The following is a 26,780-nucleotide window of genomic DNA, read 5'->3' as shown; positions in this document are numbered from 1 at the left end:
ACCGGTCGGGTGCGGTCCGGCGGGGGATGGCGCATGTCGAGGCCGACTGATCGGATCGCTTGGATGTCAGTGCGATTCGGCGACGTCGAGCAGTATGCGCAGCAGGTCTTCGGGAGCGTCGCGCATCAGGTTGTGTCCGCCGCCGAGCGCGTGAGTCGTCCACCCGGCGTCGTCCCGCAATCGCTGGTAGGTGGCGGTGAACGGTGAGGGTGTTTCCCATCCGGCCGCGTAGACGTAATCCCTGCGCCGGATGTGGCCGAGATCCCCGGTGAGCGTGAGTGGTTGGAGAACCGACGCGAGCGGGTGCGCTGTGGCTCGCGGATCGAAGAAGGGCAGCGGGCGGACCGCGTCGCCGGTGTCGACCACGTCGAGGTACCACCGCCGCTCTTCCTCGGAAACCAGTGTGAAGCAGGAGTCCCCGTGCCCGGGAACCACGGCGTCGAGGTACACCAGCGCGCTCACCCGGGCCGCCGCGCGATCGGCAGCGCCGGTGATCACCATGCCGCCGTAGCTGTGTCCCACCAGGACGGCGTCGGTGATGTGCTCGGCCGCCAGCACCGCGGTGACGTCCTGGATGTGGGTGTCCAGATTCACGCCGTGGCGCAGATGAACGCGCTCACCGACCCCGGCGAGGGTCAGCGGAAACACGCGATGGCCGCGCGTGCGCAGCTGCTCGGTGAGCTGCTCGAAGCACCAGCCGCCGTGGCACATGCCGGGGATCAGGACGAAATTCGTCATTGTCGTTCTCCTTCTGGTCGGGGGAGTGAGGGGGTGGGATGGCGGCGCTACCTGACGCGGCGATGCATGCGATCGCTGTGCAGGCGAGTGCGGCGTCGGTGGACGTGTGATCCGCGACGATCCCGGCGATCCAAGGTCCTGCGGTCTGCCCGACGGCGAACACCGTCGTGAAGGCTGCCAGCGTCGCGGTCCAATCCACCGGTACGGTGTTGTTCTTGACCAAGGCCGTGACCGCGGCGGGGACACTCATGAAGGTTGCCCCGTAGACGACTGTGGAGGCGAGCAGGACAGGTGGTGCGGGAGTCGCCAAAGCCAGTGCCGCGCCTGCGCCCAAGACCGCGAGCAGGACGCACAATGCCCTGCTTCCCGGCCAGCGGCTGATCGGGCGGCTCCACAGAACAGGTGCCGCGACGACGGCGAGTCCCATCGCGGTCCAGGCCGACATCACCTCGAGCGTCGAGGCGTGCCGATCGACCAGGTACGCCGACAGGAAGGTGATGTAGGTGATGTATCCACCCGCGAACAGCAGATACGCGAGCGCTGTCGGCCACAGTGGCCGCAAGTGCGCGTGTCCGGCGACTTTCGGAGCCGGTGAGTCGACGCGGGTGGCGGTCCAACTCGCCAGGGCCGCAAGGCCTGCGGCGATACCCAGGCCGACCCACGCCATCCGCCAGTGATCCCCCGCCAGCGGCACGGTTGTGCCGCTGAGCACGATGCCGACCCCGGTGCCCGCGAAGTAGACGGCGATGGGCGTGCCGGATGACGCGTGCGTGGCGATATGCGAGGCGATGACGCCGCCGGTGATGAAGACGACCGCACCCGCCGCCCCGGCCACGGCTCTGGTCGCGAGCAGGAAGAGATGGTCGTTGCCGACGGCGGTGGACGTCAACGCCGTTGCGGTCAGCGTCATCCCGGTGCGGAACGCGGCTGCCGTGCCAAGGCGGCGAACCACTGCGGGTGTCGCCACGGCGCCGACGAGATAGCCCAGTCCGTTTGCGGTGCTGAGCATTCCGGCACCGGCCAGGTTCCAGCCGAGGTCGCTTCGCATAGCGGGTAACAGCAAGCCGTATGCGAACCGTCCGAAACCCAATGCCGACGCGGTGCCGAGGGCGAGGCGCGCGGCTTGCCATATCGGGGTCATGAACGCGGGCCTTTCCAAGGTCGAACCGATCGGTACGACCTTGGATGCTAGCAGGTGATCGAACCAGCCGTTACCATCTATGTATGCCCGTGGCCAAAGGCTCGACGATAGACCCGGCGCGCACCCGCGCCGCCATCCTCGAAGCGGCGGAACCGCTGCTGTACGAGCGCGGCCTCGACGGAATCGGTGTAGCCGAACTGTGCGCGCGGCTCGGGGTGTCCAAGGAGACCTTGTATCGCCACTTCGGCACCAAAGACGGGCTCGTGCGAGCGATGCTGGAGTCGCGCAGTGAAAAGGTGGGTGGGTGGCTGGCGAGTGCGGTGGAGTCGGCCGGCGACGACCCCGCCGAGCAGTTGGCCGCGGTCTTCGACGCGCTCGGCGAGTGGTACGCACAACCGGCCTTTCGCGGCTGCGCCATGGTGAACGCGTCGGCCCAGCACTACGACGACGAGGTGCGGACCATCACCGCGCGGCACCTGCAGCGCTATCTCGACCTCTTCACCGGCATCGCCGCCCGCGCCGGAGCAGAGGATCCCGCCGTGCTGGGCCGTCAGCTGCTCATGCTGGTGGAGGGCGCGACCGTCGTCGCGGCGATGCATGATCCGGCCGGTGTCGGCGGGCATGCTCGCGCGGCCGCGGTAGCCCTGCTCACCGCGGCCATTTGACCGGGCTTCGATCCCCGCATCCGATCGCGGGAACTCGTATGACTCGGCAGTCCCTGGGAACCGGCGAACGGGGCGGGGCGTGGATGTCGCCGTGCCGGGTCGGGATCGTTACCGATTTCGGCACGGCAACGGGTTTCGTCGCGCCGCAGTCATGAGGCCGACGAAGTAGCCGTTTATCTCTCCTCGAGCGGGGCCGGGTCAGTCCGGGACGACGACGGCGCGGGTGCGCCCTTGATGCGCCCAGGCCTCGGCGACGCGGCTGAGTGGGTAGCCGGTGTACGGCGCGTCGAAGGTGCCGTCGGCGAATCTGGCGAGGACCTCGGGCAGCTCGGCGATCATCGCGGCCTTCGAAACCGAGCCCGCGCCGCTGCCGCTGATCCGGATCCGCCTGCTGCGCAACAGAGCCGCGGGCAACGCCGCCTCGGCTCCGGCGAGCGAGCCGATCTGCACGTAGTCGATCGCCGTGCCGTCGTCGTCCATGCCGCCCTTCGCCAGTGCGGCGAAGGTGGCCTCGGCGACGGGACCCCACACGAAGTCGAGCACCAGCGTGGGCTGCGCCTCGGCGACAACGGCGGCGAAGGTGGCCGCCCCGGCGTCGGGTGTGGCGGCCGCGAGCGGAACGGTGACGGCGCCGAGGCCTCGCAGTCGTTCCAGCGCCTCGTGATCGCGCCCGGCCGCGATGACCTGTTTCGCGCCGAGAGACATCGCCGCTCGCACGGCCAGGCTGCCGGACATGCCGGTGGCCCCGAGTATCAGCACGGTGCCGAGTTCGCCTGTCTCCTTGCGGTGGGTGGTCAGGGGCATCCAGCCCGACAAGGCGGGGTTCACGCCGGCGGCGGTCGCGAGCGGATCGGCCCCGGCGGGCAGCTCCACCTCGAACGGGGTGACCAGCCATTCGGCCATCGTTCCCCACGGCGACCGGGCGAGGCCCGTGTAGACCAGCCGCCCGTCGTCGGTCCTGGCCACGGCGTCGACGCCCGGCACGAGGGGGTAGGCATGGTCGCTGCCGTAATGCCGGCCGGATGCCAGCCCGCGGACGACGTGGTGCAGGCCCGCGCCGACGAGTCTCAGCGGCGCCCGGCCCGGCCGCTGTTCCGGGTCGGGGAAGTCCGCGCAGACCGGTGTCGCTCCTGCGGTGTCGACGACTGCAGCACGCATGACAAGCTCCTTAACTAAGTTAGATCAATCGCATCACCCACCTTTCCTGAACTTTGTTAAGGTGTCAACCGTGGCAAAGGGCATCACCCGGGAACGGATCGTGGCGGCGGCACTCGAACTGCTCGACGAGAAGGGCATGGATGCGCTCACCGTCCGTGCGCTCGCTTCCCGGCTCCAGGTGAAGGCCCCAGCGCTGTATTGGCACGTCCGTGACAAGCAGGAACTGCTCGACGAGATGAGCACGTTCGTGATGCGCCGCGTCACCGACGCCCTCTCGGCGATCGCTTCCGGCGCCGACTGGCGCGACGACGTCGCCGCCTACGCCCGCGTCTTGCGCGCGGAATACCTGCGCCACCGGGACGGCGCGCGCATCTTCAGCGGCACGCGCTTCTCCGACCCCGAAGTGGTGCGGGCGAAGGAATCCTGGCTCGCGCGCTTGACCGCGGCTGGGTTCGCACTGGCGGAGGCGGACGATGCGCTCGACCTGGTCACCGCGTACGTCGTCGGCTTCGTTATCGAGGAACAGGAGCGCAGCCAGTCGGCCGACGTCGACCCGGCGCGGTACTCGCTCGCCGAACGTGATGAGTGGCTGGGTGAAGGCGCCGAACTGGTCAAGGCCGCCGGGCACCTCCGCGACGACGGTGACAGCAGGTTCGAACGGCAACTCGGCGTCGTCCTCGACGGGCTCGCGGCCCGACTGCGCTGACGGCCCCGGCCGGATCGCCACGCCGTGGCGGTAGGCGTGGACGCTGTCGCCCGACGCCGATTCGTGCTATCGAGAATCCATGACGCCGACGCGCTCTTCCTACGATGTCGTGATCGTCGGTGGCGGGCACAACGGGTTGGTGGCCGCCGCGTATCTGGCTCGGGCCGGGCGGTCGGTGCTGGTGCTCGAACGGCAGCCGCATACCGGCGGGGCGGCGGTATCGGAGCGGGTGTTCGCGGGCGTCGACGCGCGGTTGTCGCGGTACTCGTATTTGGTGAGCCTGTTGCCGTGGTCGATCGTGACGGACTTGGGCTTGCGGTTCGAGACGCGGCGGCGGGAGGTCTCGTCTTACACGCCGGTACGGGAGGGCGGTCTGCTGGTCTCGTCGGCGCAGGCCAGGACGGAGGCGAGTTTCACGCGGCTGACCGGCTCGGATACGGAATTCCGCGCATGGCAGCGGTTCTACGCGAATATGGGGGAGTTGGCCCGGCGGGTCTTTCCGACGCTGACCATGCCACTGGTGTCGAAGGAGGCGTTACGGCACATCGTGGACGACGCGGCCACCTGGGAAGCGCTGTTCGAGCGGCCGCTCGGTGAGACGATCGAGTCGACCTTCGCCGACGACACGGTGCGCGGCGTGGTGCTCACCGATGCGCTGATCGGCACGTTCACCCATGCGCACGATCCGTCGCTGCGGCAGAATCGCTGCTTCCTGTACCACGTGATCGGCGGCGGCACCGGCGACTGGGACGTGCCGATCGGCGGCATGGGCGCGCTCACCGACGCACTGGCCACGGCCGCGCGCGAAGCGGGCGCGGAGATCGTCACCGACTGCACGGTGACGAGCATCGAAACCGACGGCGACACAGCGGAAGTCGGATACGAAGAAGGAAAGATCGGAGCGCGCCACGTCCTGGCGAACGTCGCGCCGTATACGCTCGCCGGGCTGCTCGGCGAGCCGCTGCCACCGAAGCCCGAGGGTGCGCAGTTGAAGATCAATATGCTGCTGCGCCGCCTCCCGCGATTGCGCGACGCCGAAGTCGAGCCACGGGAAGCATTCGCCGGTACTTTCCACATCGGCGAGTCGTACGCCCAACTCGACCGCGCCTACGGCGAGGCCGCGATCGGCCGCATTCCGTCCGCGCCGCCCGCCGAAATCTATTGCCACACATTGACCGATCCGACGATTCTGGCACCGGACCTGGCTGAGCAGGGTGCGCATACGCTCACCCTGTTCGGACTGCACGCTCGCGCGAAACTCTTCGCCGCCGACCACGCGTCGGCGAAAGAAGAGTTCGTGAAAGCGACCTTGGCGCAACTCGATTCGGTGCTCGCCGAACCGATCGCGGACTGCTTGGCGAGAGACGAGAACGGCGCGCCCTGCCTGGAGGCGAAGACGCCGATCGAACTCGAGGGTGAGGTCGGCCTGCCCGGTGGACACATCTTCCACCGGGACCTGGCCTTCCCCTACCTCCCCGAGGACGCCGACCCGGCCGACCCCGGCGCCCGGTGGGGCGTGGCGACCGGCCACCGCAACGTGTTCCTGTGCGGTGCGGGCGCCATCCGGGGCGGCGGCGTCAGCGGCATTCCCGGGCACAATGCCGCGATGGCCGTGCTGAACGCCGGTCAGGCGGGCTGACCCCGCAGCGCGATCTTGGCGGCGCGGCCCGGCGTCTCGGTGGCGACGGCGGCGTCCGCCGCGGCCTCGAGCGGGTAGGCGGCTTCGATGTCCAGCCGCAGCTCACCGCGAGCGGCGAGATCGATCAGTTCGCTGATCAGCCGTCCGCGCTGGTCCGCGCCGATCTCCTCGATCCGCTTGGAGCCCCAGAAGCCCTTGACCACGGCCTGGCCGAAGATGAGACTGCCCGGATCGAGCGTCAGCGGCTTGCCCGAGAGCGCGCCGAAGGAGATCAGCTGACCGCCGGGCGCGAGCAATGCCAGTTCGTCGGCCGCGGCGCGACCGCCCACTTGATCGACGGCCCGGACGATCGGCGCACCGGAGGTGGCGGCGTCCACCTGGTCACGCCAGCCCTCGCTCTCGGTGTCGAGCACCGGCTCGTAGCCGAGTTCCCGCAGCGCCGCGACGGAGCCTGGGCCGCGAACGAGATTCAGCACGCGCAGACCGCGCTGCCGGGCGAAGACGTTGACGAGCCTGCCGACCGCGCCGTTGGCGGCGTTGATCGCCAGCCACTCGCCGGACCGCAGCCCGAGGTCCTCGATGAGCATCAGCGCGCTCAACGGCATGGCCAGCAGTTGGGCCGCGGTCTCGTCGGAGACCGTGTCGGGCAACGGGACGACCTGGCGGGCCGGGACCACGAAGTAGTCGGCCCACACATTGATCGCACCGGACACCGTCACGCGCCGTCCGACCGACATGTCGGTGACGCCGGGACCCACCGCGTCTACCCGCGCGACCGCCTCGCTACCCGGGATGGCGGGCAGCTCGGGCCGGTAGCCGTACACGCCACGCACGATGGCCAGATCGTGATTGTGGATCGGTGACAGGATCAGCGCGAGTCGCACCTCGCCCGGGCCGGGCTCGGGGACCGGGCGTTCGGCGGTGGTCAGTACATCCTTCGGTTCACCGAACCGTTCGATGACTACGGCACGCATATCCGCTCCTTCTCGATCAGTCCTCGGCTACGAGGACCTGGACGTCGATGTTGCCGCGGGTCGCGTTGGAATACGGGCAGACCTGGTGTGCTTTGTCAGCGAGCGCTTGCGCGTCCTCCCTGGACAGATGGGGGAGCGATACCTCCAGGGTAACCGCAAGGCCGAAGCCGCCCGCGTCGTTCGGCCCGATCCCGACCTTGGCGCCGACCGCGGAGTCGTCGATGTTCGCCTTCACCTGCTTGCCGACCAGGCGCAGCGCCGAATGGAAGCAGGCCGCGTACCCGGCCGCGAACAGCTGCTCGGGATTGGTGCCTTCGCCGTCGCCGCCCAGTTCCTTGGGAGCCGACAGATTCAGGTCGAGCTTGCCGTCGGTGGTGCGTGCGCGGCCGTTGCGTCCGTCGCCGCTGGCCAGGGCCTCGGCGGTGTAGAGGATCGGCATGTCTATTCTCCTTCGTTCAGCTGAGATTTCAGCGAATCGGTCAGTCGGCGCAGGATGTCGCGCAATGCGGCGATGTCGTCCATGGACAAGCCGCTGGCCTCGCCCATCTGGGCCGGGATGTCGCCCGCCTCGGCGCGCAGGGCGCGTCCTCGGTCGGTGAGCCGGATGTCGACGCGGCGTTCGTCGGACGCCGACCGCCGCCGCTCCACTAGGCCCCCGGCCTCCAGCCGCTTGAGCAGCGGGGAAAGCGTGCCGGAATCCAGGTCGAGCGCATGGCAGACGTCGCCGACGCTGCGTTCGTCGCGCTCCCACAGCGCGAGCATCACCAGGTACTGCGGGTAGGTGAGCCCGAGCCGTTCCAGCTTCGGGCGGTAGACCGCGGTCATCGCCCGGGACGCCGCGTAGAGCGGGAAGCAGAGCTGCTCGTCGAGGGTGAGGTGATCGGTCATGAGCAATAATGTAGTGAGCAATTCGGTTGTGCACAACATAAGTGTCCGTGGTGCTCGTCACACCGCGACCGTCGGCGAAGCTCAGCGGGCCGGGAAGCGAAGGGCGCGGTCGTCACCGCTGACCGGTTCGCCCCGACCGTCGGTGTTGGAGGTGGTGAGCCACAACGCTCCGTCCGGCGCGACCGCCACCGTGCGCAACCGGCCGTACCGGTCGCGCAATTCGGCACGGGGTGCACCGGTGCGGCCGTCCGCGAGCGGCACGGTCCACAGCCGACGGCCGCGCAGCGCGGCGACGTACAGGGTGTCCCCGGCGATGGCGATCCCCGACGGTGAGGCTTCCGCGGTGGTCCAGGTCAGCAGCGGATCGGTGAAGCCGCGGTCGGCGCCACCCGACCCCTCGACCTCGGGCCAGCCGTAGTTGTGGCCGGGCTCGATCAGATTGATCTCGTCGAACCGGTCTTGCCCGAATTCCGCCGCGAACAATCGCCCGTCGCGGTCCCATGCCAGACCCTGCACGTTGCGGTGGCCGAGACTGTAGACCGGCGAGCCCGGATACGGATTGCCCGGAGCCGGGCGGCCTTCGGGCGTCACACGGAGGATCTTCCCGTTGAGATTCGCCGGATCCTGCGATCGTCCTGATTGCCCGGCGTCGCCGGTCCCGGCGTAGAGCATGCCGTCCGGCCCGAACGCGATTCGCCCGCCGTTGTGATTCCCGGCCTTCGCGATCCCGGCCACCAGCACCTCCGGTGGGCCGTCGAGCCGGAACCGGACGATCCGGTTGTCCGTATCGGCGGTGAAATAGGCATAGACATAACGACTTTCGGCGTAGTCCGGCGCGACGGCGAGCCCCAGCAGTCCGCCTTCGCCCCGGGCGGTCACGCCGGGCACCTGATACACCTGTTGCGGCGCACTGCCGGTACCGATACGCAGGATCCGTCCGGAGTCCCGCTCGGCGACCAGCGCCGCGCCGTCGGGCAGGAAGGCCAGCCCCCACGGCACGTCGAGGTTACCGGCGATTTCCTCGGCGGCGTCGAGGTCGGGTCGTCCGGCGGGATTGCTCGGCGCGGCGGTGCGCGTCGCCGGAGGCGTGCTCCTCGGTGCGGTCGAGCTGTCGTTTCCGCAGGCAGTCAGCGCCGCGCCGAGCAGGAGTGCGGCGATGGTCGTGCGGGTATGGCACCGTCTCGGTGCCACAAGCCTCCTGTCGCAAGCGTGCGCGTGCCGGGCGGACCAGCGGAACCGCCGGTCGGAATCCGGGCCTGTGAAGAGGCTCCGGACGCCGAGAGAACGGCCCGATCCGGTTCGCATCAGCCGAGATACGTTCCGTACCAGTCCAATACGCGCCGCCAAGCCTCGGTGGCGGCCGTCGCGTTGTACCGCTGACCGGTGTCGTTGAAGAAGGCGTGGTCGGCATCGGGGGCGGTGAAGATCTGATGCGGGTTGCCCGAACGGGCCAGTGCCGCTTCCGCGGCGGCCCGGGAGGCGTTCACGCGGGCGTCGGCCGCCGCGTAGATGCCGAGCACCGCGGCTTTCGACGCGGTCAGATCGCCGTTGTCCGGGAACGGCCCGTAGAACGGTGTCGCCGCGGCCAACTGAGACGGGCCCGAGGCCAGCAGCAACCAGGTCAGGCCGCCGCCGAAGCAGAAACCGGTGGCGCCGAGCTTCTTTTCCTCGACCCGCCGCTGCAGTTCGTCCAGTCCGGCGCGCAAGTCGGCGACGAGCTGGTCCTGCGGGATCCGGCTCAGCTCGGCGGTCGCCTCGGCGGGATCGGCGAACGTCGCGGTTCCGCCTCGTGCGGACAGCAGGTCGACCGCGAGCGCGGAATATCCGGCCCCCGCGAAACGCCCTGTCACCGAACGGATGTGGTCGGTGAGACCTTTGTTCTCGTGGACCACCAGCACACCGCCCCGTGGTTGCGGCGCCGCCGCCCACGCGGCTTGCAGCGTCCCGCGGGGACCGGCGAAGGTGACGGCGCTCGTCGGAAGAGCGGTGGCGGATCCCGGTGGCGTCGGGGGCGACGTGGGCGAGGGTGAGTAATCGGTGATACCGGTGTCGGGGTTCGAGCAGGCGGCCAGCAGGGTGGCGGCGGCCGTGGCGCCGAGCCCGAGCAGCCCCAGCCTGCGCACCGCCTCTCGCCGGGTGAGCAGCCCGTCGGCGTGATCGGCCGCGATCTCCTCCGCGATGTAGCGCTGCAGCGGCGTCATGTGTCCCACCCTAAGCCGCATCGTCGGTGGCGACGCGGCATTCACCGTCTGTTCGCTCGCGACAAACCGGCCCGACCGCACCTCCCGCGTTATTCGCCGGAAGATTGCTACGTTGTCGCCCAATCGGGCGATCGATGGTCGGTCCGCACACCGGTCGAGGGAGCGAGATGGCAGCGGGGCGTGGCGTGAGACGAACGACGATCAGGGCGATCCGGACGATGGCCATGGTCGCGGTAACGGCGACCATGGGATTCGTGTCGGTGCCCGCGGCCGCGGAGCCGTCGGTCGATGCCCACAGTGTGCGGTGGACGGCGTTACACGACGGTCCCCAGCCGTATGCCGACGTGCACATCGACTGGGATGTGCCGATCCGGATGAGCGACGGTGTCGTGTTGAAGGCCAACGTCTACCGGCCGGTGAAGGAGGGCGGCGAGGTAGAGCGGCAGCCGCTGCCGACCATCGTCAATCTCACGCCGTACACCAAGCTCATGACCAACCTGATCGACACGGCGCTCGCGGTGCCCGGGTTGCAGCCGTTGACCGTGCGGCTGGTCAATCGCGTGAATCTGTCACGCACGCCGGTCAGTGGTTTCGGCGATCTGCTGCACGCGGTCGACGGCGGCACCGTGCAGACGGTGCTCGGTCTGGATCGCGATCTGATCCGCGCCGGATACACGCAGGTCGTCGCCGACGTGCGAGGTACTGGTTTCTCCCAGGGAGCATGGGACACCCTCGGCGAGCGGGAACAGCTCGACACCCGCGAGGTGATCGAGTGGGCGGCGGCCCAGCCTTGGTCGAACGGCCGGGTCGGGATGAGCGGCGGCTCCTATTCGGGAATCAACCAGCTGCGCGCCGCCGAGAACGCCCCCGCGCCGTTGCGGGCGATCTTCCCGGTGGAGCCGGGCAGCGACCTCATGCGCGACGTCGTCGCGCCGGGCGGCGGCGTGGGGACGACGTTCCTTCCGATGTGGCTCAGCACGGTCAACCAGCTGAAGCTGATTCCCGACGTGCAGTCGATGTTGAAGGGCACCTTCGACTGGGGGTGGCTGCAGGAACGGATGTCCGATCCGGCCAGCAACGTGGACCTGCTGGCCCAGGCGCTGCTAACACCGTCGCTCGATCACGTGCCGCCCGCGCTGGCCGACGCGCTGGACGAGAACAGTTATTTCCGGCGCGGCATCGAGGGTCATCCCGAGCGCATCACGGTGCCCACCTTCGTCTACGGCGGCTGGCACGACATCTTCGCCAACAGCGCGACGAAGCTGTACAACGCGATTCCGCTGCCCGCGGGACAGAAACAATTGGTCGTCGGCGACACCTATCACGCGAATCCCGGTGCGGGAACCGGTATTCCGGGGGCGCCGCCGCGGCTGGACGTGTTGCAGCGCATCTGGTTCGACAAGTGGTTGAAGGACACCGACCACGGCTTGGGCGATTTCGGGCCGATCACCGTGTGGGAACAAGGCGGCGGCTGGATCTCCCTCGGCCAGTTCCCGCAGAAAGATCTGAACCACCGCCGCGTGTATCTGTCGGCCGAGCCGAGCGGCACCGCCGGAAAGGCCGTGTACGACGGATCGTTGACGATGACGGCTCCCGGCGAACGGCAGACGCTGACGGTGGCGCCGGGCGTCGCCTCGGCGTGTTCCCGCGATACCGCGCAGGGCTCGGCCGGGATGGCGGCGGTGCTGGACGTGTGCGCGAAGGACTCACGCATCGCCGAGCGCAACGCGCTGACCTTCACCAGCGCGCCGACGACCGAGCCCACCGTCATCTCGGGGCCGGTGAACGTGCATCTGAACGCGGTGCACGACGCCACCGACGGCTACTGGAGCGTCACCATGAACGACGTCGCGCCCGACGGGAGCTCGAAGGTGCTGTCCACCGGGCAGCTGACCGCATCGCTGCGCGCCGTCGACGAGCAGAAGAGCAGCCGCACACCGACCGGCGACCTGACCGAACCGTTCAATCCGATCACCTTGGACAGCGTGCGGCCGGTCGTGCCCGGTGAGCCGGTGGCGCTGGACATCGCGGTGATTCCCACCCAAGCGGTGCTGCAACCCGGCCACCGGCTGCGGATCGACGTCTTCGCGGGTAACTCGCCGAAGGCGCTGGCCTTCCGGCCGATGCTCAACAACACCGAGCTGAAGCCGCAACACCTGAAGCTCGACCCGTCGGCGCCGAGCTTCGTCGTGGTGCCGACCAACCGTCCGCTGGACTGAGCGCTACGACAACTGCGACTGCACCTGCGCGGAGATCAGCTCGAGGTGCTCGAGATCGCTCAGGTCCAGTACCTGCAAGTAGATGCGGCTGGTGCCGATCTCGGCGTACCGGCCGATCTTGTCCACCACCTCGGCGGGTGAGCCGGCCAAGCCGTTGGTCTTCAGCTCGTCCACCTCGCGGCCGATCGCCTCGGCCCGGCGCGCCACGTCGGCGTCGTTCGCGCCCACGCAGGCCACCAGCGCGTTGGAGTAGACCAGGTCGTCGGCGGCGCGGCCGTATGCCTCGGCGGCGGCGCGCACCCGGTCGAACTGCCGCGTGCTGTCCTCGATGGAGGAGAACGGCATGTTGAACTCGGAGGCGTATTGCGCGGCCAGCCGCGGGGTGCGGGTGGCGCCTTGCCCGCCGATCACCACCGGGATCGGGTCCTGCACCGGCTTGGGCAGGGCGGGGGAGTCGGTGAGCTGGAAGTGCTTTCCGTCATAGCTGAAGGTGTCGCCGGGTTTGGTCGCCCAGAGCCCGGTGATGATGGCCAGCTGTTCTTCCAGCCGGGCGAACTTGTCGGCGGGGAACGGGATGCCGTACGCGGCGTGCTCCTCGGCGAACCAGCCGCTGCCCAAACCGAATTCGACTCGGCCGCCGGACATTTGGTCCACCTGCGCCACTTGGATCGCCAGCGGGCCAGGCAGCCGGAAGGTGGCGGCGGTGACCAGTGTGCCCAGCCGGATCCGCTTGGTCTCCCTGGCCAGACCGGCAAGCGTGATCCAGGCGTCGGTGGGGCCGGGCAGCCCGTCGGCGCCGCCCATGCTCAGGTAGTGGTCGGAGCGGAAGAACGCGTCGAAGCCCAGGTCCTCGGTGGCCTTGGCGACGGTGAGCAGGGTGTCGTAGCTCGCACCCTGCTGCGGCTCGGTGAAGATGCGTAGTTCCATGTCGATGACCCTAGTCGGTCGGCCGGAATCCGAATCGGGGCGTTCGCGGCGCGGTCGGCCCGGTGATGCGGTCGCTGAGAGATCATCGCGCGGACCGTTCGGGCCCCGGCGGTTGCGTGTAGGTCCGTGCGATGAGCGCGGCGCGCAATCGGTAGAGCGCGTGCGGAACGGCGGTGTCCAAGCCGGTGAGGCGGCCGATGCGCTTGAGCCGATGGTCGACGGTGTTCGGGTGCAGATACATCGTCCGGGAGGTGCGCCTGCGGTTGAAGTCGTTGCGGATGTGTTCGCGCAGGGTTTCGACCAACTCCGGATGCCCCTCCAGCGGATCGAGCAGGGCGGCCAGCCGGTCGCGTCCCGGGCCCGGCCGGGTGAGCTGGTATTCGAGGGCCAGATCCTCGAAGCGATACAGGCCGGGTGGGCTCTGCAGGCGACGAACCATGTCGAGCAGTTCGTGCGCCTGGTCGGCGGCGCCGGGAATCTGCTCGGCCTCGGCGGCGATGGCGGCGGCGGTGAGCGGCGCGGGCACCACCGCGGCCAGCGCGGCGACCAAGTCGGTGAGGCGGTCCGCGGCGACCGGCGCCGCCGGTACCAGGATCGTTCCGCCGATCGCGCTGAGCAGGCTGGGCACGTGCCTGCCGCAGTGCACCGCGAGGCAGAGTTGCATGCGTTGCCGGATGCTGTGCCCTTCCGCGGGGCGGCCGGGATTCTCCTCGGTGGGCCGGTCGACCGCCACGGCGAGCACGGTGTAACGGTCGGCGACCGGAATGCCGTACTCCCGGTAGACCTTCGCAGGGTGGTGCCCGCGCAGCAGTGCGGCGGCGACGGCGTGCGGAGCGGTCTGCTCGTCGGCGGGGGCGACGGACAGGTAGGCGAGCGAGACGGTCGTGGTGACCGCGTGGAGGGCGTCGAAGAGCCTGCGTATGTCGTTGTGCCGCGGCGTGTTCGAATCACGCAGGTACTCGTCGAGATACAGGCGGAAACCTTCGTGGACCAGGTGCTGGACGGTGTCCATGCGCACCCCGACGCCCGCCCACCGGGTGGCGGCCGCGAAGATGCGGACCGTGCGGGCCGGTTGTGCGGGGGCGAGGGAAGTGGCCAGGTCGAGGCAGTGGGCGACGGTGGCGCGGATCTCCTCCCGCAGCAGATTCCCCTGTTCGACGTGCCGGCGGGGAATGATGCCGAGCAGGTGTCGCACGATGTGTTCGGTGGCCGGGACGGGCTCGGCGGTGCCGCGTGTGGGTGGCATGCCGGTCCCTCAGCGACCGCCTCCGCCGCCGACCATCCGTGGGTCGAGCGCGCGGTCGCGGTTCGGATGTCGGACCAGGCCGGTGCCTTGCGTCGTCGCAAACATTCGGTACTTCCCATCCAGTCGTCCGCACGTTTCACGAAATGGCGTGATACGAAGCAGAATTCGAATTCACGGAAGTTCGTGACATCGCACGGTCTCGGTCCTTGAAATGTATCGGCGGCGGCGCGAATCGTCACTGCACGGGCCGACGAAGCAATCAGCCGCTACGTTGTTGCGGATGACAATGCCGCACGAAGATCCGTCACCATCAGGGAAGAAGGTTCGAGTGCGCGATGTGCCGATGATTGTTGTGATGGGGGTGTCGGGTTCGGGAAAGACGACGGTCGGTACCCGCTTGGCCGACATATTGGGGGTCGAGTACGCCGACGGCGACGATTTCCACCCGCCCGCGAACGTCGCGAAAATGGCGGCGGGGACGCCGCTGGACGATGCCGACCGCGCACCCTGGCTCGATGCCTTGGCCGCCTGGATGGCCGGGCGATCAGGGAAGGGAGCAGTCGTCACGTGTTCCGCGCTGAAACGGATCTATCGCGACCGGCTTCGCGTCTCGGCCCCCCACGCGTTCTTCCTGCATCTGGACGTGCCACGGCAGGAACTCGAGCGCCGTATGGCGGGCCGCGGTGGGCACTTCATGCCACCGAGCCTGCTGGATTCCCAGCTGGCCACGCTGGAGCGGCTCGCGGCCGACGAGCGCGGCGACACCCTCGACGCGACACGACCGCGCGAGGATGTGATCCGGGACGCCGTGGCGGCGCTGAAGAGGTAGTCAGAGGCCGCCTAGGCCGGACAGGAGATCGAAACCGAGATCGAGCCCGCGCCACAAAGCGTCGATCTCGGCGGTGACGGCGGGTGCCGCCGCCGGGTCCTGCAAGGCGATCCCGTTCGCGAAGATGACGACGTTGGCGCCCGCGTCGGCCAGCCGGAGCAACGGACCGGTCGCCACGCCTCGGCCGAGCACCGCGTCCAAGCCCTCCCCGACGAAGTAGAAGCGCCACAGCGGTCCCAGGTCACCGCCGTAGAACGCCTTGGTCTCGTCGACGATCAGCGCGCCCTGCTGGGCGATCGAGTCGACGATGCGGAAATAGTCGCGCGCGTTGGCGGCGGTGCCGCCGACCGCCGCGACGGAATAGGACAGGTCGACGGTCAGATGCGCGTCGTAACCGGCCATCGCCACTCGGGCCGGGGGCAACTCGCAGCGACGGGTCAGCTCGAAGTAGTGCGCCCAGTGCGGTTCGGCGGGTGCGCCGGTGAATTCCGCGTGCAACGCGCGCAGGAAACGCGACAGCAGCTCGAGACTGATCCGGTGCGCCCATTCGGGGTCGTCGAACGACGCGGGATCGCGCTGGAGCGGCAGGACGGCGGCCTGCTCGACCGCGTCGAGCCCCAAGGCGAACACACCGCGCAGGTCGCGGTGGCGGACCAGGATTTCGGTGATCTGCCGGTGGCGGTCGATGGCCTGCTCCAGCTGCCACAACGAGGAACCAGCCGGTGCCTCGGTATCGGACAGCCGCGCGATCGCGGCTGTCTCCTCTGGTGTCAACGGTGTGCCGCAGGCGGTGTCGGCCGTCGCGGCGAGGCCTGTGGCCGGATGGAGCGCAATCGTGGCGAGCAGCGCGGTGACGGCCATGGCCAGTATCGGAAATCGTTGTCGCGCAGTGCTGATCGGTGTGCGCGCGAGGAGGCTCGACATGCTGGCTCCGGAGGTCGTGAATCGCGAACTTGCGTCGGACGGCCGAAGCGGGTGCGCATCGGCGATGCGCCATCGCCGTAGGTAAGGCGTTGGCACAGGGCGAGTTCGAAGCCTAACCGAGCCGACCGGACCGCGCAGCGCCGCGATCAGTGAGCGGCGAAGCAGGACCCGGAGGGCGCGCCCGGCAGGCAGACTTCGGCGATGGCGGAGACGAGCAGCCACGCGCCGAGCGACAACGCACCCACGGCGATCGCGCCGAACACGAAAACCCACAGCAGGCCGGGCAGCCGGGTGAGCCTGGCGAGTTGATCGGCGTCGGAGTCGACCTCGTGATAGCGGGCACGTTGCTGCCGGGAGCGGCTTCGTTGCAGCTCCAGCACGGGCCGTGCCCCGGCGAACAGCAGGAACCAGGCCCCCAGGTAGGCGAACCCCGCTTGCAGCGTGTCGGTGCCGAACCAGGAGACCACGAAGACCACCGCGCCGAGGCCGAGCACGGTGATGGCGCCGTAGACGTTCCTGATCTTGATCAGCAGCGCGGCGAGCAGAACGATGGCGGTCCAGAGCATCAGCGTGATCCGGCTCGCGCCCAGCAGCGCGGCGAATCCGAGACCGAGCAGCGGCGGTGCGGGGTAACCGGCCATGGTGGTGAGGATCATCCCGAGGCCGTAGGGTTTCCCGCTCGACACGGTGAGCCCCGAAGTGTCGGAATGCAGTCGGATGCTGTTGAGCTTGCGGCCGGTCAGCAGGGCGACCAGGGCGTGCCCGCCTTCGTGCGCGATGGTGACGATATTGCGGGTCAACCGCCAGATCGGGGTGTAACCCACCAGCACGAGCGCCGCCACCGCGGCCGCCACCACCAGCCACCACGGCGGCTGCGCTTGCGTCGTCGTCAGACGATCGGCGATGGAAGCGCCGCGCTCGAAGAATTCCGCTCTTTCCACCGCCGCACCTTAACCGCCCGCGGACGACAGCGCTCGGGGCATGGGTTCGACGCTGGGACGTCGGAGCCGAACGCGTGCGGCTCGCCTCGCCGCGTCCTCTCGTGGAGGGCCGGTGCGCCGCTCGTCGCCCCTGAATCAGTCGCCCGCGCCGTTCAGCCGGTGCGATTGAGGGTGCCGGTCATATCCCCTGCCACACCCTGGGTTCGGTACGAGAGCGTCCCGTCAGGTCGCAACTCCAACCGGGACGTCGCGCCGTCATCGTTGCAGCCGCCGGGATCCTTGGTGAGTCTGGCGGTCAGCACCACACCGTTGGCCGTTGCGGACGTGAGCGTTTCGGACCGGCCGCATTGCAGATGCGCGAATCTGCCGGTATTGGTCGATTCTCCGACCTGCTCGCCGACGTTCCCAGGATTGATCCGCACGACGATGTCGTAGCTGCCCAGAATGTCCCGCGCGACACCCTGCCATTCGCCGACAAGTGCGTTCGGAACGCTTGTGCCCGACGGGCCTGCGCTGGTCGGCGTCCCGTCACCGGCTTGCGTGGCGGTAGCCGTCGGAGCGTCGCCGCCGGCTCGGGTGGTGGACGTCGGAGAATCACTGTCGGTCGGCGTCGCGGTCCGCGCGATCGAGTTCGCGGTATCGCGCCGTAGTTGCGCGCCGACCACGAACGCCGCCACGGCGACCGCGATGCCGACGACGAGGGCTCCCGCGACCAGCAGGACGCGGTTCGGACTGTGTGCGCGAGGTGCCGGGGTGGTGACCGGACCACCGGGCGAATCGTATTGCGCGGGTGGTTGAATCCGTTGCCCCATGGACGTGGCGGCCGCCTGCGACGAGCCGGGATAGTGCGTCGGTCTGTGTGCCGACCGTCCGGGATCGCCCTGCGCGTACCGCGGATCGGTAGGTGGCGCGGGGCGGACCACGGTGTCGGCCGTACGCGCCCGATCCGTGGGCGCGGAGAACTGGCTGCGGTCGAATGCGCCGGAGTCCAGGTCCAATAGCTCGACCGCGCGTCGGCCGACCTCCTCGAGCACCGGCGCGGGCAGCCAGCCGCCGCGGTCGGGGATGCCCAGTGCGGTGAGCTGGGCGAACAGCTCGTCCGGAGTCGGGCGAGCCGCGGCGTCCTTGATCAGGCAGGCGGCCACCAGCGGGCGCAGCCGCTCCGGCACGTCATCCAGCTGCGGCTGCTCGTACACCACCCGCCACAGCATCTGCACCGTCTCGCCGACGCCGAACGGTCCGTGGCCGGTCGCCGCGAACACCAGGACGCCGCCCAGCGCGAAGACGTCCGCGGGTGGGCCGACCGGATCGCCGGTCACCTGCTCCGGGCACATGAATCCCGGTGAGCCGATGACTTTTCCGGTCGTGGTGAGCTTGCTGTCGTCGACGGCGCGGGCGATGCCGAAATCGATCACCTTGGGACCGTCGAGGGCCAGCAGAACGTTGGACGGTTTGAGGTCGCGGTGCACCACACCGGCCCGGTGGACGGCGGTCACTGCCTCGATCAGCCCGTGCGCCAGCACGAGCAGCGCGTTCTCGGTGAACGGTCCGTACCGGTCGACCGCGTCGGCCAGCGAGAATCCCGCCACGTAACCGGTGGCCAGCCACGGGGGATCGGCGTCGACGTCCGCGTCGAGCACCGGCGCGGTGAACTGTCCGCCGACCCGGCGCGCGGCGGCCACCTCGCGCCGGAAGCGCTGCCGGAATTCGGCGTCGATCATGTCCGGGCGGATGACTTTGACCGCGACGGTGCGCCCTCCTGGGTTCCGGCCGAGGTAGACCCGGCCCATGCCACCAGCACCGAGGACGCCGAGCAGGCGATAGTCCCCGATCCGGGCCGGATCGTTCGTGCCGAGCGGTTGCATCGCGCAGCTGGCTCCCTTCGTGGCGTCGACCCTCCGAGAGGCTACCCACCGGGACCGCCCATGTCCGCGCGGCGAACTGCCCGGGCTAACCCGCCATGCTCGGCGCGGGCGCGGGCTGCTCTCGTCGCGCCCGCCTGGCCAGCAGATACGCGGCGATCGCCGCCGGGATGTTCATCAGAACCCCGTACACCGCGCCCGGAACGGCCATGGTGTCGTTGTCCAATACCGAAGCGGCGACGGCGATCGCGAGCGCCGCGTTGTGCACGCCGATCTCCATGGCCGAGGCGATCGCCTGATCGGCTTCCACCCGCAACAGCCGGGGCAGGAAATAGCCCACGGCCAGACTGATCACGGCGAAGGTCAGGCAGATCGCGGACAGCTCTCCGATGTGCTCGGTCAGGATGTCCAGGTTCGAGCCCACTCCGGCCGCGATCACCAGCGCGAGGACCACGACGGACAGGATCTTGACCGCACCGCGCATCCGCCGCGACCACTCCGGGAACCGCCGGTGCACCACCATGCCGATCGCGACCGGCACCAGCACGATGGCGAAGACCTGCGCGAATTTGTCCGGCCGCAGTCCGACCGAACCCTCGCCGTCCAGGAACAAGGCGTAGGACAGCGCCACTACCACGGGCAGGGTGAATACCGCGAGCACCGAATTGATCGCGGTGAGTGTGATGTTCAGCGCCACGTTCCCCCCGGCGACGTGACTGAACAGGTTGGCCGACGCTCCGCCCGGCGACGCCGCGAGCAGCAGCATGCCCGCCGCGAGCGCGCCTTCCAGTCCGAACAGGCGGATCAGGCCGAGGCACACCGCGGGCAGCAGGACCATCTGGCACGCCAGCGCGATCACCGCCGCTTTCGGATACCGCAGCACGCGCGCGAAATCGTCGGTCGTCAAGGTCAATCCGAGCCCGAACATCACCAAGGCCAGCGCCAACGGCAGCAGCACGGCGAAAACCGTTGTACCCATTCGGGTCTCCTCTCACAGGGCGGCCCGGACCGGCCGATCCCGGGGACCGACGTTATCGAGTCGCGGCGAAGGTGGCCAGCCCCGATCAAGCGGTGACGGTCACACCCAGCGCCGCCGACTCGCGTGCTTTCGTCAGCAGGCGCAGGGTGGTGACGGCGTCGCGCGGGTCGACGGGCACCGGAGCGCCGTCGAGCAGCGCGGCGGCCATGGCGGAGTAGAAATCGGGGTATGCGCCGGGTGCGGTCGGCACAGGGGCGAAGTCCGGTTCCGCGCCCAGCACGCCCCAGCGCTCGGCATCGACTGTGCCCCAAGGGGAATCGTTTCCCGGGCGGCGACCGGATCGGAGTGCTTCCTCCTGCGGGTCCAGCCCGTAGGTCACATACCCGGCTTCCGATCCGAGCACCCGGAAACGCGGGCCGAGTTGCGCGGCGACGGCGCTCATCCAGAGGTGGGAGCGGACACCGCCGGTGTGGGTGAGCGCGACGAACGCGTCGTCGTCGGTGGTGATCCCTTCCCGCCGCCGGTCCAGCTCGCAGTACACCGAAGCCACCGGGCCGAACAGGGTCACGGCTTGGTCCACCAAGTGGCTGCCGAGGTCGAGCAGGATGCCCGCGCCCTCCTCGTCCGTGCCGACCTCCCGCCAGCCGCCCTTCGGCACCGGACGCCACCGTTCGAACCGGGACTCGAAACGCCGCACCCGGCCCAGTCTTCCGGTCTCGACGAGTTCACGCACCGTCCGGAAGTCGCCGTCCCAGCGCCGGTTCTGGAAGACCGACAACGCGAGGCCGGACCGCTCCGCGCGCCGGACGAGATCTTCGGCGTCGTCCACCGCGACCGCGAACGGCTTGTCGACCACGACGGGCAGCCCGGCCTCCAGCGCCTGCCCGGCCAGCGGCGCGTGCGTCTGGTTCGGTGTCGCGATCACAGCCAGATCGATGCCGTCCGGCGTGGCGAACAACTCCTCTGCGTGCGGCACCACACGCACACCGGGGTGTTCGGCGCGCGCCCGCTCGGCACGCTCCTCCGAGGAGGTCACCACGGCAGCGACCCGCATCCGCGGTTGCGCGGCGATCAGCGGAGCGTGAAAAACCGACCCGGCCAGGCCGTAGCCGACAACGGCGACCTCGATGATGCTCATACCCCGACGCTACCGCCGCTGAAGACCGCATCAGGCTTCACCACGTAGGCGCTGGTCGGCCGAGGAGCGCCACCTCGAGCGGCGTGCCACCGAAGTGGATCGGACCGTTCGCTCTTGTGCTGCCGCAACCGGTGGTCCGGTGACGATCGGATCGTATGTCCGGCAGACGGAGACGCATCGGCCCGGCCGTGTAGGTGCCGCGTCGTGCGCCGGTCGAGCGGATGTCGGCCGCCGATGGTCCGGCTGTCGACCTGCGACGTTCTGGCGCGTGCGGCGATGGTGGCCGGTGGACACTGCGCGAGGTTCGGGACGACCCGCCGGACCGGCCGCGCGCGGGCCGGTTCTTCCCGCCCCGCGCGGTCGGCTCAATGCGGCGGCGCGGCGGAGTACTCCTGTTCGGGCCGCCCGGTGCTGCCGTAGCGCAGGCTCATGCGCACCGCGCCGCCGGCGACGAGTGCGGCGAGATAGCGCTGGGCGGTGGCCCTGGAGATGCCGATGGCGCTCGCTACCTCTCCTGCGGACAGGGGCGTGCCCGCATCGAGAATTGCTTGCAGGACAGCGTCTTTGGTGGGAGAGGCCACGGTCGCCGCCGGGCTCGCGGTGACCGAAGGACGCAGCGCGTGCAGCGCCGCGGCGACCCGGGCGTTGTCGACCTGTGGCACGGCGAGAATGCGCCGGTAGCGGGCGTAGGCGGCGAGTTCGGTATGCGGGAAGGGCTTGACGAGGTAGGACACCGCACCTGCCGCGACGGCGGCGCGCACCGACTCGCTCTCGGTCGACGCGGTGAGCACCATGGCGTCGCAGCGCAGCTCGCGGACGAAATCGATACCGGATCCGTCGGGCAGGTAGACGTCCACCAGCGCCAGGTCGATCGGCCGCGCCGCGACGAGTTCCCGCGCGGCGGCGAGGGTATTGGCGGTGCCCGCCACCGTGAAACCCGGGATCGCCTGCACGATCCCGGCGTGCAGATTCGCCACCCGGAAGTCGTCGTCGACGATCAGGACGGTCAGGGACGGCGGGGCCATGACACCTCGCTCTGCGCGAGCACCCCGGGGATGCGTGCGATGAACTCCGCGCCGGTCAGTGGCGGCTCGCCGCCGCCGGGACTCGACAGGCGCACCTCGCCGCCGTGGGCGCGGACGATCTGGCGGATCAGGGCGAGGCCCACCCCGCGCCCACCGGGGACGCCGAGGTCGTCGCGGGTCGAGATCCCTTCGGTGAACAGCGTGTCCACCAGGTCGGGCGCGACACCGTCGCCGCTGTCGGCGACGGTGATGTGCAGCGTCGAATCCTCTTGCACCAGTTCCACTTCCACCTGCCGCACCTGCCGCACCGGTCGCTCCCGAGCGCGCACGGCCTCCATGGCGTTGTCCAGCAGATTGCCGAGCACGGTGGTCACGTCCACCGGATCGGCGAGATCGCCCTCGACCCAGGTGTTGGGCCCGAGCACGAGTTCCACCCCGTTCTCCCTGGCGTGCGCGGCCTTGGCGGCCAGGAAGGCCTGTAGATACGTGTCGTGGATGGCATCGATGCCCGGCGTCGCCGGACCGAGCGGACCCGCCCCGATCAGCTCGTCGACCGACCGCGCGGCCTCCTCGACATGCCCGCTGTGCAGCAGCCCGCTGACCAGGTGCATCTTGTTGGAGAACTCGTGGCGCTGGGCGCGCAGCACCGTGCTCATCGACTGCACCGCGTCCAGCTGCCTGGTCAGCGATTCCACGTCGGTGCGGTCGCGCACGGTAAGCACCGCGCCGAGATCACGGCCGTCCCGGCTGACTCGCCGCGCCGAGACGATGACGACGTTCGCACCGACCGTCGCCGAGGCGGGTTGCCGATCGAGGTCGCGGAACACCTCCAGCACTCGCGGGGTGAGCCCGATCTCGTCGACCGGGCGCCCGATGTCCGGCGCGATGCCGAGCAGCCTGGCCGCCTCGTCGCTGACGAAGGTCGTGCGCCACGACGCGTCGACAGCGAGCACGCCGCCGCCGATGCCGTGCAGTACCGCGGCCTGCCCCCGGACCAGTTCGGCCAGCTCGTCGGGTTCCAGCCCGAGCGTCAGCCCGCGCCAGCGGCGGGCGAGCAGGATCGATCCGGCGATGCCGACCGCGAGCGCCACCGCGACCAGGCCGCCCGCTGTGCGCAGGTCGCCGAGCAGTTGCTCGTGCACCGCGTCGGTGGCGATGCCGACGCTGACCGCGCCGACCACACGATTGGAGCCGGGCGCCGTGACGGGGACCTTCGCGCGCACCGAGTCGCCGAGCGTGCCGCGTTCCTCGGTGATCGACTCGCGGCCCGCGAGCGCCTCGGATGGATCGGTGCTGACGTGCTCGGCGAGCCGTGCGGCGTCCGGATGCGCCAGGCGGATGCCCGCGTCATCGGTGATCACCACGAACAGGGCGTTGTTGCGCTGGGTCGCGTCCACCGCGAGCCGCTCCAGCGGGCCGGTGGCCAGCTCCTGGCGCACGCCCGGATCGACCGCGCCCGGCGCGTACCTGGCCACCTCGGCGCGCACCACCGGGTCGGCGGCGACGGTGCGCGCGACGGCAAGCGCGCGCTGACCGTAGGCGTCGCGCAGCCGCTGATCACTGAGATAGCCGAACACCGCGAACGCGACACCGAGCGTCAGCGCGACGACCAGGATCTGCGACAGCAGAACCTGGGTCCGCAACCGCACGGCCCGCGCGCCCTCAGTGGCCATGGCCGCAGCATAGGCGCAGACCACCGCGCACCGCGCATGAGCAGAATGCGCAAAACCCGCATATCCCGCGTTTGTGGCGGTTGTGCGCACAAGCTCCGGCGTGTGACCGGGGCCACGTACGTTCGCCCTACCCGATCTCGCAGAAGTAGGAAGCAATGACGCAATCCCTCATCGAGCTGCGGAACGCGACCAAGCGTTTCCCCGGCACCGGCGGTGGCATCCACACCGCCGTGCGCAATCTGAACCTCACGGTGCGCCCCGGCGAATTCGTCGCCGTCGTCGGCCCCACCGGATGCGGCAAGTCCACCACGTTGTCGCTGGTATCCGGGCTGGAACCGGCCTCGGCCGGGCGAACGCTGGTGCGCGGCAAGGACGTCGACGGCATCCCAGAAGGCATCGGCTACATGTTCCAGCAGGACGCGGTGCTGCCGTGGAAGAGCGTGCTGGACAACGTCGCGCTCGGCCCGCGCCTGCGCGGCGCGTCGAAGGCCGAGGCGCGGGCGAAGGCGTCCGGATGGGTGCGCAAGGTCGGTCTGGCCGGGTTCGAGAGCTACTACCCGCACCAGTTGTCCGGCGGCATGCGCAAGCGCGTGGCGCTGGCACAGACACTGGTCAACGAGCCGGAGATCCTGCTGATGGACGAGCCGTTCAGCGCGCTGGACGTGCAGACCCGGCAGCTCATGCAGGACGAATTGCTGCGCGTCTGGGCGGGCACCAACGCGGCGGTCGTCTTCGTCACCCACGATCTGGAGGAGGCGATCGTGCTCGCCGACCGGGTGGTCGTGATGACCGCGAGCCCGGCCACCGTCTGCGGAGACTTCACGGTGGGCCTGACACGGCCGCGCAGTGTCGAGGAGGTGCGGCTGACCGCCGAGTTCCGCGACATCTACAAGGAGATCTGGGAGACGCTGCGCGATCAGGTCGAGGCCGCTCGGGCGAAGGGAGCCTCCCGTGTCGCATGACGTGCTGGTGCAGGACGCCGTCGACGAGCCCGCGGTGGAGAACGAGACCGAGGCACAGATCCTGGCCCGGGTGCGTACCGCCGCGCGGCGCGCCCGGATCCGGACTTGGGGCCTACGCGTCGCGCTGGTAGCGCTGTGGCTGGGTGCGTGGGAGCTCACCGCCACGGTGTGGATCGATCCGTTCTTCTACTCGAAGCCGTCGCTGATCTGGGCACGGTTGGTCGAATGGTTCACCGAGGGGACGCAATTCGGCTCGATCTGGCTGCAGATCTACACCACCGTGCAGGAGGCCGTGCTCGGTTTCGTGATCGGCACGGTGGCCGGCGTCGTGCTGGGCGTGCTGCTCGGCCGCAGCCGGTACTGGGCCGAGGTGCTCGCGCCGTTCATCAAGGCGCTCAACGCGGTTCCGCGCATCGTGCTGGCGTCGCTGTTCATCATCTGGTTCGGTCTCGGCCTGAGTTCGAAGGTCGCGACCGTGGTGGTGCTGGTGTTCTTCGCGGTGTTCTTCAACGCGTTCACCGGTGCGCGGGAAGTGGACGGCAATGTGATCGACAACGCCCGTATCCTGGGCGCGAGCCGCAGGCAAGTGCTGGTGTCGATCGTGCTGCCGAGCGCGACCACTTGGATCCTCTCCAGCCTGCACACCGCCTTCGGTTTCGCGCTGATCGGCGCGGTGGTGGGCGAGTACGCGGGCGCGAGCAAGGGCCTGGGTCTGCTGATCAGCAACGCGCAGGGCACCTTCGACTCGGCGGGCATCTACGCGGGCATGATCATCGTCACCGTGGCCGCGCTGATCGCCGAGTGGGGGATCGGCATGGCGGAGAACCGGTTGCTGAAATGGCGGCCATCGCAGGCGACCTCGAACCACGGGATCTGACCATGAGGCATCGCAAGCAACTCGCGCTCGTCGCCGTCGTGATCGCGGCACTGTTGGCGGCCACCGGATGCCGGGACTCCCGCGCCATTCCGACGGCCGACGGCCGACCGCAGATCACCATCATGGTGGGCGGGCTGGAGAAGGTGATCTACCTGCCCGCCGTGCTGACCCGGCAACTCGGCTTCTTCGAGCGCAACGACATCGACGTGAAACTGCTCGGCGAGCAGTCCGGAGCCACGGCCGAGACGGCGTTGCTCACCGGCGACGTGCAGGGCGTGGTCGGCTTCTACGACCACACCATCGATCTGCAGGCCAAGGACCAATGCATCCGCTCGGTGGTGCAGATGTCCGACGTGCCCGGTGAGGTCGAACTGGTGTCGAAGGCGGACGCGGACATCACCTCGGTCGCCGATCTGCGCGGCAAGAAGCTCGGCGTGACCTCGCTCGGCTCGTCGACCGACTTCCTCACCCAGGCGCTCACCGGCCAGGCCGGGATGAGCACCGCCGATTACACCCGGGTGAAAGTGGGTGCGGGGCAGACGTTCATCGCGGGCATGAACCACGACGGCATCGACGCGGGCATGACCACCGATCCCACGGTGGCGCAGATGGTGAACTCCGGCGATGCGCGCGTCCTCGTCGACCTGCGCACCGAGGCGGGCACCAGGGCCGCGCTCGGCGGGCTGTATCCGGCGACGTCGCTCTACATGAGCTGCGCGACGATCGATGCCCACCCGGACATCGTGCGCAAGCTCGCCGCCGCGTTCGTGCAGACGCTGCAGTGGATCCGGACGCACACGCCCGAGGAGATCGCCGAGAAGATGCCGCCGCAGTACGCGAGCGCGGGCAAGGACCTCTACGTCCAGTCGATCCGCGATTCCATCGGCATGTTCAACGGCGACGGGTTGATGAAACCCGAAGGCGCGCAGAACGTTCTGGAGATCCTCGGCAAGTACTCGAAGAACGTGCGTCCCGTGCGCGATCGGATCGACCTGTCCGAGACCTACACCACGCAGTTCGTGGAGGAGGCGTTGCGCGCGCCGCGACAGTAGCGGCCGGTGAACCATG

At 69.4% G+C, this 26,780-nt stretch carries 25 protein-coding genes; 8 read left to right on the top strand and 17 right to left on the bottom strand.

The features are described 5' to 3' along the window. Positions 1-66: 66 nt before the first annotated feature. Both AB0L97_RS24655 and AB0L97_RS24650 read right to left on the bottom strand, forming a co-directional pair. Positions 67-711: an alpha/beta hydrolase gene (locus AB0L97_RS24655; protein ID WP_364433656.1), complete on the bottom strand. Its 645-nt coding sequence runs from the start codon at positions 709-711 to the stop codon at positions 67-69. After that, positions 617-1,879, bottom strand: coding sequence for a YbfB/YjiJ family MFS transporter (locus AB0L97_RS24650; RefSeq protein ID WP_364433534.1), 1,263 nt, complete (start codon positions 1,877-1,879; stop codon positions 617-619). Before AB0L97_RS24650 ends, AB0L97_RS24655 begins: the two co-directional genes overlap by 95 nt. 83 nt (positions 1,880-1,962) lie before the next feature. Here AB0L97_RS24650 and AB0L97_RS24645 point away from each other — a divergent pair, with 83 nt between their 5' ends. Continuing rightward, positions 1,963-2,544 carry a TetR/AcrR family transcriptional regulator gene (locus tag AB0L97_RS24645; RefSeq protein WP_364433531.1) on the top strand — a complete coding sequence of 194 codons (582 nt, stop codon included), beginning with the start codon at positions 1,963-1,965 and terminating at the stop codon, positions 2,542-2,544. A 198-nt stretch (positions 2,545-2,742) separates the two neighbouring features. Here the strand turns inward: AB0L97_RS24645 and AB0L97_RS24640 are convergent, their stop codons facing one another. Continuing rightward, complete coding sequence (locus tag AB0L97_RS24640; protein WP_364433528.1) at positions 2,743-3,702, bottom strand: zinc-binding alcohol dehydrogenase family protein; 960 nt, start codon at positions 3,700-3,702, stop codon at positions 2,743-2,745. A gap of 70 nt (positions 3,703-3,772) precedes the next feature. Between AB0L97_RS24640 and AB0L97_RS24635 the strand changes: the two genes are divergently transcribed. Next, on the top strand, positions 3,773-4,408 hold the full coding sequence (locus AB0L97_RS24635; protein WP_355076399.1) for a TetR/AcrR family transcriptional regulator C-terminal domain-containing protein: 636 nt from the start codon (positions 3,773-3,775) through the stop codon (positions 4,406-4,408). A 79-nt stretch (positions 4,409-4,487) separates the two neighbouring features. After that, the gene (locus tag AB0L97_RS24630; protein WP_364433524.1) at positions 4,488-6,047 is read left to right on the top strand and encodes an NAD(P)/FAD-dependent oxidoreductase; all 1,560 of its coding nucleotides are present in this window, start codon (positions 4,488-4,490) and stop codon (positions 6,045-6,047) included. Here the strand turns inward: AB0L97_RS24630 and AB0L97_RS24625 are convergent. The 5 genes from AB0L97_RS24625 to AB0L97_RS24605 form a co-directional block, all read right to left on the bottom strand. Beyond that, on the bottom strand, positions 6,035-7,021 hold the full coding sequence (locus AB0L97_RS24625; protein WP_364433521.1) for a zinc-binding dehydrogenase: 987 nt from the start codon (positions 7,019-7,021) through the stop codon (positions 6,035-6,037). The two genes, AB0L97_RS24630 and AB0L97_RS24625, sit on opposite strands and share 13 nt — an antisense overlap. Positions 7,022-7,037: 16 nt before the next feature. Beyond that, the gene (locus AB0L97_RS24620; RefSeq protein WP_355076393.1) at positions 7,038-7,460 is read right to left on the bottom strand and encodes an organic hydroperoxide resistance protein; all 423 of its coding nucleotides are present in this window, start codon (positions 7,458-7,460) and stop codon (positions 7,038-7,040) included. A 2-nt stretch (positions 7,461-7,462) separates the two neighbouring features. Then, complete coding sequence (locus AB0L97_RS24615; protein ID WP_355076391.1) at positions 7,463-7,909, bottom strand: MarR family transcriptional regulator; 447 nt, start codon at positions 7,907-7,909, stop codon at positions 7,463-7,465. An 81-nt stretch (positions 7,910-7,990) separates the two neighbouring features. Further along, on the bottom strand, positions 7,991-9,100 hold the full coding sequence (locus tag AB0L97_RS24610; protein ID WP_355076389.1) for a PQQ-dependent sugar dehydrogenase: 1,110 nt from the start codon (positions 9,098-9,100) through the stop codon (positions 7,991-7,993). A 113-nt stretch (positions 9,101-9,213) separates the two neighbouring features. Continuing rightward, positions 9,214-10,110, bottom strand: a complete 897-nt coding sequence (locus AB0L97_RS24605) for a dienelactone hydrolase family protein (protein ID WP_364433515.1) — start codon at positions 10,108-10,110, stop codon at positions 9,214-9,216. A gap of 185 nt (positions 10,111-10,295) precedes the next feature. On the opposite strand from AB0L97_RS24605, the gene AB0L97_RS24600 reads away from it, so the two are divergent. Beyond that, positions 10,296-12,329, top strand: a complete 2,034-nt coding sequence (locus AB0L97_RS24600; RefSeq protein WP_364433512.1) for a CocE/NonD family hydrolase — start codon at positions 10,296-10,298, stop codon at positions 12,327-12,329. A 3-nt stretch (positions 12,330-12,332) separates the two neighbouring features. On the opposite strand, the gene AB0L97_RS24595 is transcribed toward AB0L97_RS24600, so the two are convergent. Next, positions 12,333-13,256 (bottom strand): LLM class F420-dependent oxidoreductase, encoded by a 924-nt coding sequence (locus AB0L97_RS24595; RefSeq protein WP_355076384.1) that lies wholly within the window; start codon positions 13,254-13,256, stop codon positions 12,333-12,335. A gap of 82 nt (positions 13,257-13,338) precedes the next feature. Then, entirely contained in the window at positions 13,339-14,502 is a 1,164-nt protein-coding gene (locus tag AB0L97_RS24590; protein ID WP_364433508.1) for a helix-turn-helix domain-containing protein, read from the bottom strand. 355 nt (positions 14,503-14,857) lie between these two features. On the opposite strand from AB0L97_RS24590, the gene AB0L97_RS24585 reads away from it, so the two are divergent. Next, positions 14,858-15,331, top strand: a complete 474-nt coding sequence (locus AB0L97_RS24585; protein WP_364433505.1) for a gluconokinase — start codon at positions 14,858-14,860, stop codon at positions 15,329-15,331. Here AB0L97_RS24585 and AB0L97_RS24580 read toward each other — a convergent pair whose 3' ends face one another. From AB0L97_RS24580 to AB0L97_RS24550, 7 genes are all read right to left on the bottom strand, one after another. Then, positions 15,332-16,255 (bottom strand): DUF5995 family protein, encoded by a 924-nt coding sequence (locus AB0L97_RS24580; RefSeq protein WP_364433502.1) that lies wholly within the window; start codon positions 16,253-16,255, stop codon positions 15,332-15,334. Positions 16,256-16,401: 146 nt separating this feature from the next. Further along, positions 16,402-17,196: a M50 family metallopeptidase gene (locus AB0L97_RS24575; protein WP_355076378.1), complete on the bottom strand. Its 795-nt coding sequence runs from the start codon at positions 17,194-17,196 to the stop codon at positions 16,402-16,404. A gap of 152 nt (positions 17,197-17,348) precedes the next feature. Next, complete coding sequence (locus AB0L97_RS24570) at positions 17,349-19,061, bottom strand: protein kinase (RefSeq protein WP_364433498.1); 1,713 nt, start codon at positions 19,059-19,061, stop codon at positions 17,349-17,351. Positions 19,062-19,146: 85 nt separating this feature from the next. Further along, a complete protein-coding gene (locus AB0L97_RS24565; protein ID WP_364433495.1) occupies positions 19,147-20,037 on the bottom strand; it encodes a bile acid:sodium symporter family protein in 891 nt (296 codons plus the stop codon). An 85-nt stretch (positions 20,038-20,122) separates the two neighbouring features. Beyond that, the gene (locus AB0L97_RS24560) at positions 20,123-21,175 is read right to left on the bottom strand and encodes a Gfo/Idh/MocA family oxidoreductase (protein ID WP_364433492.1); all 1,053 of its coding nucleotides are present in this window, start codon (positions 21,173-21,175) and stop codon (positions 20,123-20,125) included. A 365-nt stretch (positions 21,176-21,540) separates the two neighbouring features. Then, positions 21,541-22,200 (bottom strand): response regulator, encoded by a 660-nt coding sequence (locus tag AB0L97_RS24555; protein ID WP_364433489.1) that lies wholly within the window; start codon positions 22,198-22,200, stop codon positions 21,541-21,543. Further along, entirely contained in the window at positions 22,182-23,873 is a 1,692-nt protein-coding gene (locus AB0L97_RS24550) for a sensor histidine kinase (RefSeq protein ID WP_364433486.1), read from the bottom strand. The genes AB0L97_RS24555 and AB0L97_RS24550 overlap by 19 nt, the downstream gene beginning before the upstream one ends. Before the next feature lie 155 nt (positions 23,874-24,028). Between AB0L97_RS24550 and AB0L97_RS24545 the strand changes: the two genes are divergently transcribed. Genes AB0L97_RS24545 through AB0L97_RS24535 form a run of 3 tightly spaced genes read left to right on the top strand, consistent with a single transcriptional unit; the run spans position 24,029 to position 26,764 of the window. Beyond that, positions 24,029-24,835 carry an ABC transporter ATP-binding protein gene (locus AB0L97_RS24545; RefSeq protein WP_364433483.1) on the top strand — a complete coding sequence of 269 codons (807 nt, stop codon included), beginning with the start codon at positions 24,029-24,031 and terminating at the stop codon, positions 24,833-24,835. Further along, complete coding sequence (locus tag AB0L97_RS24540; RefSeq protein WP_356965336.1) at positions 24,825-25,712, top strand: ABC transporter permease; 888 nt, start codon at positions 24,825-24,827, stop codon at positions 25,710-25,712. The genes AB0L97_RS24545 and AB0L97_RS24540 overlap by 11 nt, the downstream gene beginning before the upstream one ends. A gap of 2 nt (positions 25,713-25,714) precedes the next feature. Further along, positions 25,715-26,764, top strand: a complete 1,050-nt coding sequence (locus AB0L97_RS24535; protein ID WP_356965335.1) for an ABC transporter substrate-binding protein — start codon at positions 25,715-25,717, stop codon at positions 26,762-26,764. Positions 26,765-26,780: the final 16 nt, after the last annotated feature.

The organism is Nocardia sp. NPDC051911 (assembly GCF_040681035.1).
Classification (GTDB): domain Bacteria; phylum Actinomycetota; class Actinomycetes; order Mycobacteriales; family Mycobacteriaceae; genus Nocardia; species Nocardia sichangensis.
This window is presented reverse-complemented; position numbering and strand designations above follow the sequence as displayed.